Here is a 16,678-nt window from a genome sequence, read left to right as displayed (position 1 = left end):
GGGACGACTGCGAGCAGGGGACGGCCGATTCCGCACGGGGCGGGACCGCCGTTCCGTGAGCGCCCTGATGATGCAGAATGAGGCCGGCAAACGGGGAGCCGGACTCATGGTCCCGGACGCGAGCGGGGGGGAACATGTCGCGTTGGAAAGAACTGCCCACTGAACTGCACCCACACGTGCATCAGTTGATCGTGAGATTGCGCAGGCTGAAGGACCGCGATGGACTGAGCACGCGGCAACTGGCCGCGCGGACCGGGTACAGCGCGAGATCGTGGCAGCGGTATCTGAACGGCAGGTCACTGCCGCCCCGGGAGGCCGTCGAGGCGATCGCCCGCTACGGCGGTGACGATCCGACCCGGCTTCTGGCGTTGCACGAGATCGCCACCGAACGCTGGGCAGAGGGACGCAATGTCACCGCTGTCGGCGCCCCGGTGACACCGGTTCCCACGCCCGCGGAGCAGCAGCCGTACGGGCGTTACCCGCGCGCCCTGGTCGCGGCGGGAGCGGTGGCCCTGGCGCTGTCCGTCTCCACGGCCGTCCTGCTGGCCGTGCAGCTTGCCGACGCCCGCACCCAGCTCGCGGACGAACGCGCCGGCATGGTCGGGGCTACGCCGGCCATCGTGTCGGAGTCCTTGGTACCGGTCCTCTACACATGCCGACTGGAGCAACGTGACGGCCGTTGGTACGCGGGCCTCAGCCGCACCACCGACACCATCCTGGCGTACACCCACGTGGGGCCGGTGGTGGCCGAGGCTCAGTGCCTTTTGCGTCGGGCGGGCATCGCACCGGGAGAGATCGACGGCATCTTCGGCCCACAGACCCAGCACGCGGTCGAGCGCGTCCAGAAGCGGGAGGGGCTGGTCGTGGACGGTGTCATCGGCCCGCACACCTGGAAGGCCCTACGGGAGGCGGCTGCGAAGTGACTGCGGAGCACACCCGGCTGACCGCGGTGCTGCGGGAACTGCGGGACCGGACGGACCTGAGCCTGGCGGCGCTGTCGCAACGCACGACGTACAGCAAGTCCTCGTGGGAGCGCTACCTCAACGGCAAGAGCCTGCCCCCTCGTCAGGCTGTGCGGGAGCTGTGCCAGGTCGCAAAGGAACCGGACGGGCGGCTGTTGGCGCTATGGGAGATCGCCGAGTCGGACTGGAGCGGACGCGCGGCTGTTCCCGCCCCAGTCCCTGCAGCCGAGGAGCTGCGGCCGCAGCTGCAGGAACCGCCGTCGCCTTCGGGGACCAGGCGGCCGCGCGGCAGCATGAGCGGACTCATGGTGGTGCTGGCGTCGGCGTGTGCCGTGGTCGTCGGTGGTGTGGCACTGGTGCTCTTCCTGCTGCCCGACCGGGAGGCCCGGGAGGGTGAACCGCTGTCGGCCTCGACCCCGTATTCTCTCGCTCCCCAATGCCACGGCGCCGCCTGCGAGGGCCGGGACCCGATGCGCATGCTCTGCGGTATCGGCCCCGGCACCCTCACCACGTACCGCACCACCACCGGCGCCCACGTGGAGCTGCGCTACAGCAAGAAGTGTGGCGCAAGCTGGGCCCGGGTGTGGGGGGCCCGGATCGGCGACCGGGTGGAGGTCACGGCGGGCGGCCCGTCCCACAGCGTGCGCATCATGGACGCTGTCGACGCGGAAACCTACGTGTACACCGGGATGACCGCAGCCCAACCCGGCAGCACCGTCCGGGCCTGCTTCCGGCCCGCGTCGGCCGACAGCGAACGGGAGTGCGCCGAGGCCCGTGTGGGCGAGGCCGCCGCCACTGGTTCCAGGTCCTGATCGGTAGTGGCTTGTGCAGGAGAACCGGCCTCCACACCATGGCAGCAGGCATCGACCGTGACCGCGATGCCGTCATCGCCGGGCTCACCCTGCCCTGCAGCTCAGGGCGTCCGGACCCGGCTTCACCCTCCTCCGCGAACGGTCCTGCTCCACTCGTTACTTGGACCGTGTCGGAATGGTCAGCTGAGGCACACCATGAGCACGCATATCTCCGTCGGCGACGTCGATATCAATGCGGGGTCGGTCCGGGACGCGCCCGATTGCGTGCTTTCGGCGGGCGCGGGCGCCGGCGGTTGCTCCGTCGGCACATCGGATCGCTCGGGGGCTGTGTCGTCGGCGGACTCGGCGGTGCTCTGCGGCTGCGGGATCGACGTGGCAGCCTGACGGGGAGGCGCGGCGGCATCCGGGTGAGCGATCGGCGGCAGCGTGCTGGGAGCGGCCGTAAGGGATTGTTGTCGCGGGGCGTTGGTCGTCGGCGGCTGCGGCTGCGGCTGGGAGGGGGCGTGTGACGACCGGTGAGTCCGCTGAGTGGCGGCTGGTGTGGACTCCGGAGGATTCTGCTCAGGCGTCTGCTCCTCCACGGCACCCATACTCCGCTGGTCCGGTGCTGTGGCCGCCTGGACCCGGTCCGTGGAGTGCTGGTTCATCGAGGCGACGGTCAGGCCGCCTCCGACAAGTGCGAAAGCACCCGCGATCGCCGCCCGGTGCTTGTTCTTCTTCCAGCGGGCGAGCTGGCGACGGCGTGCTGCCCGCCCCTGCTGCGCGGGCGGCGGGCCGTCGACGTCGGCGGGGGCGTACAGGGGCACGTCCCTGACAGAATTGGACTCCGCCTCGCTGTCCAGGGACCTGTCCTTCCACGTGCCGGAGGCCATGATTCCCCGGTGAGGGTCTGTGGCCGGTGGGGCACCCGTCATTGCCGGAGCGGAACCGATGCGGCGGTCGGTGGCGGGCGGGGCGATGTCCGGGGCGTAGGCGCCACACCCGGGACACACCAGGGCGCCGTTGAGATGCCGACGGCACGAGGAGCAGTAATCCATCTGCGGTCTTCTGGTCTTCCTGAGCGGACTGCACCGTCGGCCCACCTGGGTCACGGCCTGGTCATGTTTCGCATAGGGGATCGAGGAGCCACCACGCTAACGAGGCTTTCGAAAGGCTGTGTGCAGCCTGTGTGATGCTCCTGCGTGGATTCCTTGAGCGAGGACGGGACAGACAGACCCATCCGCGCCGAGTTCGCCTAACGGCGGCGCCCGGGGCCACTCCGGATGACCACCCTCGGCGGCTCTGATGGTGTCGTCCCGGTGATGGGCTTGCTGGGCCGCATCCCGTCTGGTCAGCAGTGCCGCTGCCTGACGCAGTCCATCCAATCCCGTTCCGTCGTTGTCGAGTTGAGGCGTGGATGCAGATCTGCTCCGTTTCCGTTGAGGGCTTCCGCTGCCCTGCGAGCAGGAACCGGTGCCCGACGCGGACACGGTCGCCCCGCACGCACGGGTGCCCCAGACGACCGTCACGGGCGAGTTCGCCTTCAGCGCCGAGGGGCAGCAGCACCTTTGCTCCGCCCGAGCGGGTGCAGATTCGCCGCCGCTTCCACTCTGAGGCGGGAACGTTCCTGGAGATCCGCCGCCGGGTCTGACCCGATCTGCGCAGCATTCCCGCAGGCGCAGATGTCGACGTTTTTACCGGCAGACAGCGAGCGGCTTCAGAGGTCGAGGACAGCCCAGGTACGCCGGCCGTCGGGCCCTGTGTCGGTGCCGCAGCCGGTAACCGCCTGGTGGGCAGTGATGCGGTGCAGCACGTCATCGTCGCTGTCGTCCGTCGCCGGCGAGGCGGCAGGCATCTGGTGGGAGAGCGTCAGGATGCACACCTGTCGGCCCTGGTCGGACAGGTGCACCGTGACCCTGGTTCCGCGGTCCGCGACTGCGGCATCGACCAGGAGCGTCACCACCGCCTCCACCGCTGACATTGCGTCCAGGGCCGGCCGGTATTCCCACTTCGCCAACTGCCCCGTCACCAGGGTCCGGGCTTTCCCAGCAGCCCATGGTGCAGACTCCAGTACCCAATTGGTGCCACGCCGGTTCGCCATCGTCACCCCACGCCGAACGGACTGGGACAGACCCTTGGCGGGGCGCGGCGCCGGGTCGCGTGCAAGCGCGTCGGGCAGCAGCGTCTCGGGGCGTGGCGGGGACAGCGGGCGCTTCGGTGGGGGCGGTGTCCGCGGCGGGTAATCCGGTGTGTGATCAGTGGTCAATGCGGTCATCGCAGGCCCCTCGGGGTACGGGCGGGAGAGGGTACCGCCCTGCACCAATGGTAGGCGCGGCCCAGGTGGTGGGGCGTGAGTTCGGGCAGATTCGTGGCTGGACCATCATCGGCGGTGGTGGTCATCCACAGTCCCCGATCCGGTGAGCTCCGGCGGCTGCGGTCGGTTCGAGCGTGGTGCCCGGCACTGGCAATCGCGGGAAGTCCCACCGAGCGCTGCCGACCCATTGACCCCGCCGAAGACGTGAACCTACTCTGAACAACGCACTCCAGAAAGCGCTTTCTACACCCCACAGTCGGCTTCAACCGCACAGGGAGCGCCCAATGAGCAGTCGCCCGTTACGGAGCAGTCCCGCGTCCCGCGCATTCCCCACGCCCCTCATAGCCCTCACCGCACTTCTGGCACTGATCCTCGGCATGCTGGTGGCATCGCCACCGAGAGCCCAGGCGGCGCCGTTCCGCGTTCTGGTGTACTCCGAGGTCACGAACTTCACCCACGACTCGATTCCCGCCGGGATCGAGGCGGTCAGGAAGCTCGGCGCCGAGAACGGATTCGAGGTCGAGGCGACGGACGATTCTGCCGTCTTCAACGACACCGACCTCGCCCGATTCCAGGCCATCGTGTTCAACAACACCAACTCCACACCGGAGAAAGGTGACTTGCTGACCGCAGACGAGCGTGCCGCCATGCAGAAGTACATCCGGGCGGGAGGCGGCTGGGTCGGCCTGCACGCCGCGTCGGCCAGTGAGCGCGACTGGGACTGGTACGAGGGTCTGGTCGGCGCCATCTTCGACCAGCACCCCGCGGTGCAGACCGGACGCGTCAAGGTCCTGGACCACGCACACCCCTCCACCAAGGACCTTCCCGACCTCTGGGAACGTACCGAGGAGTGGTACAACTGGCGCACCAATCCGACCTCCAAGGTGCACACCCTCGCGCAGATCAAGGTGCGCGACGGCATCACGGGTCTCGACGAGGGTGTGGACCATCCGTGGTCCTGGTGCCAGAACTACGACGGCGGGCGTTCCTGGTTCACCGCGGGCGGCCATGCGGCCTCGGCCTTCCAGGAGGAGGGCTTCGTCAAACACCTGCTGGGCGGCATCGAATGGGCCGCGGGTGCCAAGGAGGGTGACTGCACGGCCAACCGGACAGGCTCGTTCCAGCGCACCGCGCTGGCCACCAGCGATCTCGCCGACCCGTTCGAACTGGCCGTCGCCCCCGACCGCCGGGTGTTCTTCGCCCAGCGCACCGGGAAGCTCAAGGTCATCGACCAGGAGACCATGAAGGTGTCCACGGCGCTGGACTTCGCGTACACGCCGGAGATGACCAGTCAGTCGGACGGGCTCCTCGGACTCGCGCTCGACCCGGGGTTCGCCGAGAACAACTGGCTCTATCTGCTGCATTCCGACAAGACCGAGAAGCGGCTGAACCTCTCCCGCTTCACCGCCTCCGGGAAAACCGTCGACCCCGCGTCCGAGAAACGTCTGCTGACCATTCCGACCTTCCGGGGCGAGGGCAGGGCCAATTCGCATATGGCAGGTTCGCTGGCCTTCGACAAGGCCGGAAATCTGTACGCGGCGACGGGCGACAATACGGATCCATTCGCATCCGACGGCTTCGCGCCCATCGACGAGGGCGAAGGCCGCCGTGCCTGGGACGCACAGGGCACCTCCGGCAACACGAATGATCTGCGGGGCAAGGTCCTGCGGATCACTCCCGAGAACGACGGCACGTACACGGTGCCCGAGGGCAATCTCTTCGCGCCGGGCACGGACAAGACCCGCCCGGAGATATACGCGATGGGCATGCGCAATCCGTTCCGGATCACGACGGATCCGCTGAGCGGGGCGCTCATGGTCGCGGACTACGGCCCCGACGCCAGGGAAGCCGTTGCCGGCCGCGGGCCCGAGGGCACGGTTGAGTACACCCGGATCACTGAGGCGGGGAACTTCGGCTGGCCCTACTGCATCGGGGACAACACCCCGTTCAGTGACTACGACTTCACGACGAAGACCTCGGGCCCGGCCTTCGACTGTGCCGCGCTCGTCAACGACTCGCCGAACAACACCGGTCTGCGGCAACTGCCCCCCGCCAAGCCGGCAACAGTCTGGTACGCGTACTCCGCGTCCGCCGAGTTCCCGGAGCTCGGCACCGGGGGCGGTGGCCCGATGAGCGGTCCCGTCTACGACTACGACCCCGAGAACACCTACCGCACCAAGTTCCCCGAGTACTTCGAGGGGAAGTGGATCAACTACGAGCTGACGCGGCGCTGGTTCAAGACCTTCTCCTTCCAGCGGGAGGACCAGACGTTCTCGGATCCGAGATTCGCTCCTGTGGCGGCCGGCGATCTCCAGTCCATCAACGGCGTCTTCGGGGACATGGAGTGGAATCAGCCGTTCGACGCCGACTTCGGCCCGGACGGGGCGTTGTACGTCATCGACTTCGGGCTCGGCAGCGGTACGGGCCGCGGTGGCAGCAATGAGGGCGCGGGCATCTACCGCATCGACTACGTCGGTGACGGCCGGCTGCCCGACGCGAAGATCACCACCGACCGCGACAACGGCTCAGCCCCGCTGACCGTCGCGTTCTCCAGCGCCGGTTCCGGTCTTCCCGGCGAGCAATCGGTCACGTACGCCTGGGACTTCGACGGGAACGGCAGTACCGACTCGACCGAGGCCAACCCTTCGTACACCTATCGGACCAAGGGCCTGTTCACGGCGCGCCTCACGGTCACCGCGCCGGGTGGTCTGACGGGGCTCGCGGTCCAGGACATCACCGTCGGCAACAACAGGCCACAGGTGTCGATCCAACAGCCGCCGGACGGCGGGATGTTCAGCTTCGGCGACACCATCCCCTTCACCGTGAAGGTGAAGGACAAGGAGGACGGCAAGGACGCGCCGATCGACTGTTCGCGGGTCGTGGTGCAGTCCCAGCTCGGCCACGACACACATCTGCACCCGCTCGACAACTACACCGGGTGCGCGGGTGAGATCGTCACGGATGCCGGTGACAGCCACGGGCCGGGCCAGAACCTCTACTACGGGATCACCGCGCAGTACACCGACAAGGGCGCCCCGGAATCCCCGGCACTCACCGGCTCGGCATCACTGACGCTGCGCACCACGTTCCGGGAGGCGGAGCACTTCACCTCGACCGGAGGTCCGCAGGACGGTGTGGTGGTCGCGGACCGTGCGGATGCCTCGGGCGGCAAGCGTCTGACGGAGATCGAGGACGGCGACTGGGTCGCTTTCGATCCGGTGAACCTCAAGAACATCACGTCGGTGACGGTCGGCGTGGCTTCCGGCGGCCTCGGCGGGACGGTCGAATTCCGGGCCGGTTCACCGGACGGCCGGCTGCTCGGCTCGGCGTCCGTCCCGAACACCGGGGGCTGGGGTTCAGCCGTGTCGCCGACGACGGCGCTCAAGAATCCCGGCAGCAGCGTAAAGCTGTACGCGGTGTTCACCAACCCCGGATGGAGCAGCGAGAAGGCCGACCTCTTCGCGGTCGACTGGCTGCATTTCAACGGCACCGGCGTGGAGAAGAAGCCCGGTACGAAGGTCGGCGTGCGCGCGGCCCCGGCCGGCGGTGACGCGCCGCTCGCGGTGTCGCTGAGCAGTGTGGTCAAGCCGGTGAGCGGACGCACGATCGCCTCATACCACTGGGACTTCGGTGACAACTCGGATCCGGCCGCCCCGGAGGGCGCGACCGCCACGCACACGTATGCCCGCGCAGGTGCGTACACCGCGCATCTGACGGTGACCGACGACAAGGGAGACACCAGCAGCGGATCGGTCCGGATCAACGTGAGTGGAGTGGAGTGACGGCATGAACGGCACACGAAGAGCGTTTCTCGGTTCGGCACTGGGCGTCGCCGCAGCCGCAGCAGTGGGTACGGCACCGGCTTCGGCCGCGCCGTCCGGCCGCCGCAGGCGCATCCCCCCGTCCGGCATCGGCATGCATCTCTACACGATGCGCACACCGCTGGCTACGAACTTCGGGGGCACACTGGAGCGACTCGCCGAGATCGGCTACGCCACGGTCGGGGTGAGCGGACGGCACGGCAACAGTGCGGCAGCCATCCGTCGCATGCTCGACGGTACCGGGCTCGAAGCGGTCCTCGAACACGTCGGGTACGACATCGTGACAGGCGCCGGGCTGCCACAGGCGCTGGAGGACATTCACACTCTGGGCGGTCGGTGGATCGTCGTGCCCAGCCTGCCTGGCTCCCTCCACTCTCCGGCCGGATACCGGCAGGTGGCCAAAGAGTTCAACAGAGCCGGACAGGTCGCGCGCGACGCCGGGCTGAAGCTGCTCTATCACAATCACGGCAGCGATCACGAGGTCGTGGACGGGGTGAGCCTGTACGACATCCTGCTCGCCGAGACCGATCCCCACCTGGTCGGTTTCGAGCTGGATCTGTACTGGGCGGCGAACGGCGGCGCCTCCGCCCCGGGTGAGCTCTTCGTACGTCATCCCAGGCGTTTCCCCGCACTCCACGTGAAGGACATGGCACCCGACGGGGGCTTCGAGGACGTCGGGTCGGGCGTGCTGGACTTCCCGGCGATGTTCGACACGGCAAAACGGGGCGGAGTGAAGCAGTGGCTGGTCGAGCACGACGCGCCGGCTGACCCGTTCGCCTCGGCGCTCGCCAGCTATTCGTACCTGTCGCGACTGCGGTACTGAGGCGTGCGCGGACCGTCCCCGGGGGGAGTGCATCGCATCCCGGGGACGGTCCGCGTTCTCAGTGGGCGGCGAGCAGTTGGCTCGCCCGGTACGGGGACGACCGTGAGCACGCCGGTCCGACGGGATCGGACGACCGTCCCGGCAATGACACGGAGGCGGCCCTCGACATGCGCTGCGAGTAGCGGGCGTCCAGCTCGGCACGCATCGCACCCTTGCGTGTGGTCGCCTTCCACGGAGGGTCCTCGGTCATCACGGCGCCGCCTCGACAGTGGCGTGGCCCGACACCGACACACTGCTCACCGCGCAGATGAACCTGCCGGCGGACGCGTTCGCGCTGTCCTGAACCGGTGTTTCCGGCGCAGCGCCCGCCCTGCCCCGAACGTGGTGCTTCCGGGCGCCGGACCGGAGGGCTCCCCCGGTCCGGCGCTCCGTGTCAGTCGTGCGCCGAGACCGCGCCCAGCAGGTCGCGGATGTGCGTTGCCGCCGCGTGGAACTCCGGGCGCCCGAGGGTCTCGCTGTACTCGCGCTCGGCGGGCAGACCCACCTCTATGATTTCGGTGATGGTGCCCGGACGCGGACTCATCACCACCACCCTGTCGGCCAGGTAGACCGCCTCGGATATCGAGTGCGTCACCAGGAGCACGGTGGTCCCGGTCTCCCGCCAGATCCGGTTGAGCTCCATGTTCATCTGCTCGCGCGTCAGTGCGTCCAGCGCGCCGAACGGCTCGTCCATCAGCAGGACCGGCGGCTCGTGGAGCAACGCCCGGCACAGGGCCACCCGCTGCTGCATTCCGCCGGACAGCTCATGAGGGTACGCGTCCTCGAAGCCGCTGAGACCCGTCATCCGGATCAGGGCGTCGGCCCTCTCGCGTGCCTCGGCCGCAGCCATCTTCCTGATCTCCGCCTGGAGCAGGATGTTCCGGCGCGCGGAGCGCCATTCGAGGAGAGCGGCGCGCTGGAACACGTAACCGATGTCATGGCGCGGCCCCTTGACCTGCTCTCCGCCGACCCGGACGTCGCCCGCGGACGGGCTCAGCAGTCCGGCGACGAGCTTGAGCAGGGTCGACTTGCCGCATCCCGAGGGGCCCACGATGGCGACGAATTCGCCCGGCTTCACATCGAGCGACACCCCATGTACCGCCGTGACATCGCGGTCCCTGCCGCGGAACCTGACCGAGACGTCCGTCAGCCCGACGGCCGGGGTGACTGTCACACCTCCGTCCGCCTGCCGCGGCGGCACCGTCCTCGCGTCCTCCTTCGACATCGTCATCCCTTCAGCGCCGACTTCTGGTCCCAGTAGTCCGACACGGCCTTGGGCTTGCTGACCATGCCCGCCTCGGCGAAGACGTCGATGGTCTGCTGCCAGTCGGCGTCGGTGTTGACCCCGGGCGCCTTGCCCTGGGTCGCGGCGGTGTGCAGCAGGGTGAGTGTCGTGGCGAACTGCTCCGCCAGGACGGTCTTCGGCGGCAGTTGCTCCGAGGCACCCTCCATCGAGCTGACGGCCGGCTCCGGGGCCTTCTCCGCCGCCGCCCACGACTCGCTGACCGCCTGCACCATGCGCTTGGCGAGATCGGGCTGGGAAGCCAGGATCTTCTGACCGGCGAGCAGGCCGTTGGAGTAGAAGTTCAACCCGTGGTCGGAGAAGCGCAGATACGACACGGGCTTGTCGGCCTTGTGCTGCATCGTGGGGCCCTGGTCGCTGGCATAGCCGAGCAGACCGTCCGTCTTCCCCGAGATCACCGCGGCGATCTTGCCCGCCGGGTCGGTGTTCTGGACCTTGACGTCCGAATCGCCTATCCCGTTCTTCTTCAGGAAGATCGGGAACGTCTTGGACAGCGCGTCACCCGCGGTCCCCGCGATGGTCTTCCCCTTCAGATCCGCGGGCGTCTTGATGCCCTTGGCGTCGAAGGACTGCACCGAGGCGGGGGTGGTCTGGAGGAAGACACCGAGACTCTTCACCTTGACGCCGCTGTCGACCCCGGCAAGCAGCGCGGGGGTGTCGGCCCAGCCGAAGTCGGTCTGCCCGGCGGCGGTCGCCTGCACCGTCTTCTGCGAACCCTGGCCGGCCTGGATCGTGAGGTCGATGCCGTGCTTCTCGAAGATCTTCTGCTGCTTGCCGTAGTAGAACGGCGCGTGCTCGCCGTACGGATACCAGTTGAGTGTCAGCGTGACCTGGTCGAGCTTCTTGCCCGAGTCGCTGGTGGTGGTCGCCGGATCGTTCCCGCCGCAGGCGGTGACCATCAGGGCGAGGGGAATGACACCGATCAGGAGTCTGCGCGCATGCATGGGCTTGGCCCTTCTCACAACGAGTCAGTACGAGGTGGTGGCAGAGGTGTCCCTGCGGCTGGCGTGCCACGGGAGCAGGAAGGTCTCGGCGATCTCGACGGCGACGAAGAGGACGACGCCGATCAGGGACATCACGAGCAGCCCGGCGAACAGCATCGGGGTGTCGAGATTGCCGTTGGCCTGGAGAATCACATAGCCGAGTCCTTCGTTGGCGCCGACGAACTCGCCGACGACCGCGCCGGTCACAGCCAGCGTGACCGCGACCTTGAGCCCCGAGAAGAGATGGGGCAACGAGGCCGGGAAGCGAATCTTCACGAAGGTCTGCCAGGGTTTGGCGCCCATGGTCGCCGACAGCTGGAGCATCTCCGGGTCGACCGCCTTGAGGCCGGTGACCATGGAGATCACCACCGGGAAGAAGGCGATGAGGACGGCGATGAGGATCTTCGGCGCGATTCCGAATCCGAGCCAGACGACGAACAGCGGGGCGATCGCGATCTTCGGGACGACCTGCGCGAAGAGCAGAATCGGATAGAGCGTCCGCTCGACGGTCGACGAGTAGACCATGATGACGGCCGCCAGTACGCCGACAGCCACCGCGATGAGGAAGCCGAGCAGCGTCTCGTAGGTGGTCACCCAGGTGTGCTGCCACAGATAGCTCGTCTTGCCGGTGAGCACATCGAGCGTCGCGCCGGGTGAGGGTACGAGGTACGGCTCGACGAGCTCGGCCGCTGCTATCACCCACCAGACGGCGAAGCACGCGAGCAGCAGCGCGAGGGGACGCCAGCTTTGCTCGGCCGCGCGGGCGAGCCGCTCCCCCACGGAGGGGCCTGCCCGCCGGGTGACTCCCGCAACTTCTGCGGGGCTCTTGACCAAAGCGCTCTGGCTCACTGCAAACTCCCTGCATTTGGGGGCGAGTTGTGGAGAGCGGGGTTATTTTCAGGTGTCCGAGAAGGCGCTTTCAGAAAGCGCTTTCTGGTAAGGTCTGGCCACGCTAATGACTCATGGCACGCAGGGTCAATAGGTCGTCCCGAAGTTCGGGGCTCTGCCACCACCGCACCCTCGGGGGTCGAGTTGAGTGAACGGGAAGCACCGGACCGGCCGGTTCCGCCGGACCGCGTACCGGCGACGCATGTGACCCTCGACGCCGTGGCCCGCGAGGCCGGAGTCTCGCTCGCCACCGCGTCGCGTGCGCTCAACGGCACCACCCGGGTCCGCGACGACCTGCGGGAGCGGGTGCGCTCCGCGGCCGGCCGGCTCGGTTACATCCCGAACGCCCACGCACAGGTTCTGGCCGGAGCCGGCAGCAACCGTACGGTGGGCGTCATCTGCCACGACGTCAGCGACCCGTACTTCGCGGGGGTCGCCAGCGGTGTGATGCGGGCGGCGGCCGAGCAGGACCTGCTGGTGATGTTGGCCTCCACCTTCCGTGAGCCGTCCCGGGAGATCGCGTACGTGTCCATGCTGCGGGCCCAGCGGGCCCGGGCGATCCTGCTGATCGGCTCCGGCTTCCAGGACCGGGCGTGGGAGCGCGCCATGGACGCCGAGCTGGCACCGTACGTACGCGTCGGCGGCCGGGTGGCCGTGGTCAGCCGGCACCGCAGTCTGCGGGTGGACACCGTGCAGCCGGAGAACCGTGCCGGCGCCGCCGCACTCGCACGGTCGCTGGTGACGCTCGGACACCGGAAGTTCGCGGTGCTCACCGGACCTCCGTCGCTGACGACGGTCTCCGACCGGCTCACCGGTTTCCGGGAGGGGCTCGCGGAGTCGGGCATCGCCCTCGAGCTGGTCGTGGAGGGCGCGTTCACCCGGGATGGCGGCCATCAGGCCGCGCGCCGGCTGCTCGCCCGCGAAGGGCCCAGACCGACGTGTGTTTTCGCGGTGACCGATGTGATGGCCGTCGGCGCCCTGGCCGCACTCCGGGAGGAGGGCCTGCAGGTGCCCGGGGACGTGTCGCTCGCGGGGTTCGACGACATCCCCCTCGTACGGGAACTGTCGCCGCCGCTCACGACAGTGGCACTGCCGCTCACCGCCATGGGCGAGAGCGTCATCGCGCTTGCACTGAGGGAACCAGCAAGCGGGCATCGGTCGCGGGTGGTCCGCGTCGACGGCGAGGTCGTCCTGCGGGCCAGCACGGGCACGCCCCCGGCGGGATGACCGGCAAAGGGGGGCTGAGATCGGACGGAGGGCCGGGAACCAGGGCCGCCAGGACGGCCTTCGCCTTGAACAGGGCTACACCGGAGGAGTTCCGGCGCGGTCCGAGGCGCTCCGGCCGGTCTTCTGCGTGATGATGACTGGAGAGTCATCGCCGCAGCAGACATGAGCCGGTGTCGAAGAGCCGGCTCGAAAGGGGCGGCAGCCATGCCTGTCCACGGACCGAAGAGATCGACCGCGGCGGCCGCACTCGCCGCGCTCACGCTCGTCATCACCGCGGCCTGCGACAGCTCGGACGGAGGGAAGACACCTCCCACGACGGCACGCGCCGACGTCCTCGCCGTGAAGATCGACAACGTAGCCGCGGCCCGGCCGCCGACCGGACTCGAGAAGGCCGACATCGTCTACGTGGAGCAGGTGGAGGCGGGCCTCAGCCGCATACTCGCCGCCTACTCCTCCGACGTGCCGTCGGTCATCGGCCCCGTACGCAGCGCTCGCGAGACGGATCTGGAGCTTCTCCGGCAGTTCGACGAGCCCACGCTCGCGTACTCGGGCGCCCAGTCCGCCCTCCGGCCGTCGATCGAAGCGGCCCCCCTCGAAGCGTTGCCGCCGTCGAAGGCACCGGACGCCTATTTCCGCAGCGGGGACCGCGCCGCACCGCACAATCTGTACCTGCGCCCGGGGAAGATCCCGCACGCCTCCAACGGGGTGAACGCGGCCGAGGACATCGGGCTCCGCTTCGCCGCCCCGCCCCCGGGCGGCACCCCCGTCAACGGGCGCACCGTGTCGTACCCGTCGGCACGGTTCGCCTTCACCTGGGCCGCGGACCGGGACCAGTGGCTGGTGAGCATGGACGGCACCCCGGCCCGTACGGCCTCCGGGGACCGGCTCGGAGCAGCCACAGTGGTCCTGCAGGAAGTGGACGTGCAGCCTTCGCGCTTCCGGGACCGAGGGGGAAACACCTCGCCCTTCAGCGCGACCGTGGGGTCCGGCTCGGCGACCGTCCTGCGTGACGGCAAGTCGTACGACGTGGCATGGGAGCGGAACACCGCCCGGTCGGCGACCGGCTTCACCATCAGGGACGGCGAGCCGATGACATTCGCGACTGGCCAGGTCTGGATCGTTCTCGTACCGAGGTGACGCGGGCCGCCGGAGTCCGCACACGCGGATTCCGGCGGCCCCGGTGACGGCGAAACGGCTCCGCCTCAGGCGATGTCGATGATCGTGCGCGGTGCCTCGCCGGTGTGCATCTGGCGGATGGCTTGACGGCCACGGGCGGCCCTTGGGGGCGATGGCTCGGTGGGGCTGGGGGGGCTTGGAGGTCCGGCCTGCTTCCCGGCTTGCGGATTCGTCTTGATCCGGGAGGGGCGTACGAGCCCGGCACACGCGGCGGAAGACAGAACAGAAGCAGACGGACGGGGACTTGGTCTATACCAACTGCCGCTGTCCCAGTATCCTCATCCGTGGCCAGTAGCACTATCCCCCCACTCAGGTTGCGCGCTGGCGCGGGCGACACCCACCTGACCCTGCCCCGAACAGCGGGTGACGTCCCCCTTCGCCGCCTCCAGGAGGTCACGGTGAAAGTTCGCACCAGAAGCTCGGCGATCATCGGCGCCATCTGCCTCGTCGCTTCCCTCGCATTGACCACGGCGTCCGCCGACGAACCCGCCGCCCCACGTCAGGCAGCGAAGGTCGTGCTCAAGAAGGTGGCCACGGCCCAGAATCCATCCGCCGGCACCGCCGGTCCCGGTGGCACGGTCTGGATAGCCGAACGCGCGGGCACCGTGCGGGTCTTGAATGCCGCCGGGCTCGGCGAACCCGTCCTCGACATATCCGGCGAGACCACCACCGACGGCGAACGCGGCCTGCTGGGCGTGGCATTCGACAAGAGGTTCGCGCACTTCTACATCTCGTTCACGAACCTCGAAGGCACAAGCACCGTGGATGAGTTCGCCGTGCGGGACGGCAGGATCCAGCCCGATTCCCGGCGCACCGTCCTCACCCAGACGCAGCCCTACTCGAACCACAACGGCGGCGACATCAAGTTCGGCCCCGACGGCTACCTCTACATCGCGCTCGGCGACGGCGGCTCGGGCGGCGATCCGCACGGCAACGGGCAGAATCTCGACACGCTGCTCGGCAAGTTGCTGCGGATCGATCCGAGCGGCGGCAAACCGTACGCGATCCCGCCGGACAATCCGTTCGTCAGCGACCCGGACGCCAGGGACGAGATCTGGGCGTACGGGCTGCGCAACCCGTGGCGGTTCTCCTTCGACTCCGGCACAGGTGACCTCCTGATCGGTGACGTCGGCCAGAGCGACTGGGAGGAGATCGACTGGGCCCCGGGAGACAGTGAGGGCGGTGAGAACTACGGCTGGTCCCAGATGGAGGGCACGCATCCGTTCCGGGGTGGCACGGAGCCCGCGAACCACGTGCCGCCGATCCACGAATACGACCGCACCGGGCTGGGCTGCTCGGTGATCGGCGGATACGTCTACCGAGGAAAGGCGATCCCGGACCTCCAGGGTCAGTACGTGTTCAGCGACTACTGCGACGGCACTGTCCGCGCTCTGCAGATGGAGAACGGCAAGGTGACCGGCGTGAGCGACCTGGGGGTCAACGGCGGCGAGACGGTCTCGTTCGTGCAGGGCTGCAAAGGCGAGCTGTACGTCCTCGGAATAGCCGGCAGCATCTCCCGCATCGACCCGGCGTAACGACTGGTGGAGGGCAAAGCCGCTCTCTGACGAATGCCATGTCCCCCGAGCGGGCCGGAGAGCACCTCCGGGATCTCCGGCCCGCTCGACGGGCGTGCCCGGGCAGCGGAGGCCGTATACGGCCTGCCGGCCGGTCCCACCACACCGTTTGCGTCGAGCTGACCACGTGCGAACCACATGGGCGAAGGTGACCGCAACAGGCGGGAGAGCCAGACCGAAACCACTGGGAATGCTTGAGTCCGCCCGCCGGACCGGGATGGATGGGGCGTCACCGAAGGCTCTCTCGCTCTGGCGGCGTCCTCGAGCGGTGCACGATCCAGGATCCTGCTGGACGTGGCCCTGGCGGCGCGCTCGGCGGGACTGACTGACCGGCCGACGTGGGCATCCCGCGGGACGACCCACCCCGAATTCGGGGTGGAGGCCAGGGGCCCGACGGGCTCCTGGACCAACGCCCCCTTCCCCTCGCCACCGGCAATCCGCCGATCGTCATGTGCGAACTCCTCGCCCGCGCCGGGGTCATGGGCGCCGCGCTCCCTGCGAGTGAACTCGCCTACGGTGAGGCGTCGATGGCCAGAGATGCCGGGAAGAGATGCGGCCACCGATCAGCGCACTCTCCAGCGGTGCGGCCCAGCAACTCGCCATACGGCTTTCAGCTGATCTTGCCGTTGATCGGGTCATGGGCGGGGCCGTCGGCTCAAGCCGTTCGTACCTCTTCGGCCTCGTCGCGGGCTTGAGCCGTCTGCTGAGCGACGGCATCGCGGCGGCCCCCGCCACCGCGACCCCCGTGGAGGCCGTCGCCCGCGGTCTGGAACGGGC

General features: G+C 68.7%; 12 protein-coding genes and 1 pseudogene. 7 read left to right on the top strand and 6 right to left on the bottom strand.

Annotated features, from left to right (window positions below; all coding sequences use genetic code 11):
* The first annotated feature begins 134 nt into the window (after positions 1-134).
* Both ACFWFI_RS18460 and ACFWFI_RS18455 read left to right on the top strand, forming a co-directional pair.
* Positions 135-923, top strand: a complete 789-nt coding sequence (locus tag ACFWFI_RS18460; RefSeq protein WP_387391061.1) for a peptidoglycan-binding protein — start codon at positions 135-137, stop codon at positions 921-923.
* Positions 920-1,774 (top strand): helix-turn-helix domain-containing protein, encoded by an 855-nt coding sequence (locus ACFWFI_RS18455; protein WP_387391059.1) that lies wholly within the window; start codon positions 920-922, stop codon positions 1,772-1,774. The genes ACFWFI_RS18460 and ACFWFI_RS18455 overlap by 4 nt, the downstream gene beginning before the upstream one ends.
* A gap of 179 nt (positions 1,775-1,953) precedes the next feature.
* Here ACFWFI_RS18455 and ACFWFI_RS18450 read toward each other — a convergent pair whose 3' ends face one another.
* Together ACFWFI_RS18450 and ACFWFI_RS18445 are read right to left on the bottom strand one after the other, a co-directional pair.
* Positions 1,954-2,646, bottom strand: coding sequence for an SCO2400 family protein (locus ACFWFI_RS18450; RefSeq protein WP_387391057.1), 693 nt, complete (start codon positions 2,644-2,646; stop codon positions 1,954-1,956).
* Positions 2,647-3,470: 824 nt separating this feature from the next.
* On the bottom strand, positions 3,471-3,734 hold the full coding sequence (locus ACFWFI_RS18445) for a hypothetical protein (protein WP_387391054.1): 264 nt from the start codon (positions 3,732-3,734) through the stop codon (positions 3,471-3,473).
* A 617-nt stretch (positions 3,735-4,351) separates the two neighbouring features.
* Here ACFWFI_RS18445 and ACFWFI_RS18440 point away from each other — a divergent pair.
* Both ACFWFI_RS18440 and ACFWFI_RS18435 read left to right on the top strand, forming a co-directional pair.
* Entirely contained in the window at positions 4,352-7,849 is a 3,498-nt protein-coding gene (locus ACFWFI_RS18440; RefSeq protein ID WP_387391051.1) for a ThuA domain-containing protein, read from the top strand.
* A 4-nt stretch (positions 7,850-7,853) separates the two neighbouring features.
* On the top strand, positions 7,854-8,711 hold the full coding sequence (locus ACFWFI_RS18435) for a sugar phosphate isomerase/epimerase family protein (RefSeq protein ID WP_387391049.1): 858 nt from the start codon (positions 7,854-7,856) through the stop codon (positions 8,709-8,711).
* A gap of 94 nt (positions 8,712-8,805) precedes the next feature.
* On the opposite strand, the pseudogene ACFWFI_RS18430 reads toward ACFWFI_RS18435, so the two are convergent.
* From ACFWFI_RS18430 to ACFWFI_RS18415, 4 genes and pseudogenes are all read right to left on the bottom strand, one after another.
* Positions 8,806-8,973, bottom strand: a pseudogene (locus tag ACFWFI_RS18430) (epimerase); the annotation flags it as partial.
* Positions 8,974-9,144: 171 nt separating this feature from the next.
* Positions 9,145-9,981, bottom strand: coding sequence for an ABC transporter ATP-binding protein (locus ACFWFI_RS18425; protein ID WP_387391047.1), 837 nt, complete (start codon positions 9,979-9,981; stop codon positions 9,145-9,147).
* Positions 9,978-10,997, bottom strand: coding sequence for an ABC transporter substrate-binding protein (locus tag ACFWFI_RS18420; protein WP_387391044.1), 1,020 nt, complete (start codon positions 10,995-10,997; stop codon positions 9,978-9,980). Before ACFWFI_RS18420 ends, ACFWFI_RS18425 begins: the two co-directional genes overlap by 4 nt.
* A gap of 24 nt (positions 10,998-11,021) precedes the next feature.
* Positions 11,022-11,885: an ABC transporter permease gene (locus ACFWFI_RS18415; protein ID WP_387391041.1), complete on the bottom strand. Its 864-nt coding sequence runs from the start codon at positions 11,883-11,885 to the stop codon at positions 11,022-11,024.
* 243 nt (positions 11,886-12,128) lie between these two features.
* On the opposite strand from ACFWFI_RS18415, the gene ACFWFI_RS18410 reads away from it, so the two are divergent.
* The 3 genes from ACFWFI_RS18410 to ACFWFI_RS18400 all read left to right on the top strand — a co-directional run bounded on the left by ACFWFI_RS18410 (position 12,129) and on the right by ACFWFI_RS18400 (position 15,862).
* Entirely contained in the window at positions 12,129-13,151 is a 1,023-nt protein-coding gene (locus ACFWFI_RS18410) for a LacI family DNA-binding transcriptional regulator (protein WP_387391088.1), read from the top strand.
* A 204-nt stretch (positions 13,152-13,355) separates the two neighbouring features.
* The gene (locus ACFWFI_RS18405; protein WP_387391039.1) at positions 13,356-14,288 is read left to right on the top strand and encodes a DUF3048 domain-containing protein; all 933 of its coding nucleotides are present in this window, start codon (positions 13,356-13,358) and stop codon (positions 14,286-14,288) included.
* Between the two features lie 437 nt (positions 14,289-14,725).
* Entirely contained in the window at positions 14,726-15,862 is a 1,137-nt protein-coding gene (locus ACFWFI_RS18400; RefSeq protein WP_387391037.1) for a PQQ-dependent sugar dehydrogenase, read from the top strand.
* Positions 15,863-16,678 lie beyond the last annotated feature (816 nt).

Origin of the sequence: Streptomyces sp. NPDC060209 (assembly GCF_042728155.1) — a bacterium.
Lineage (GTDB): Bacteria > Actinomycetota > Actinomycetes > Streptomycetales > Streptomycetaceae > Streptomyces.
This window is presented reverse-complemented; position numbering and strand designations above follow the sequence as displayed.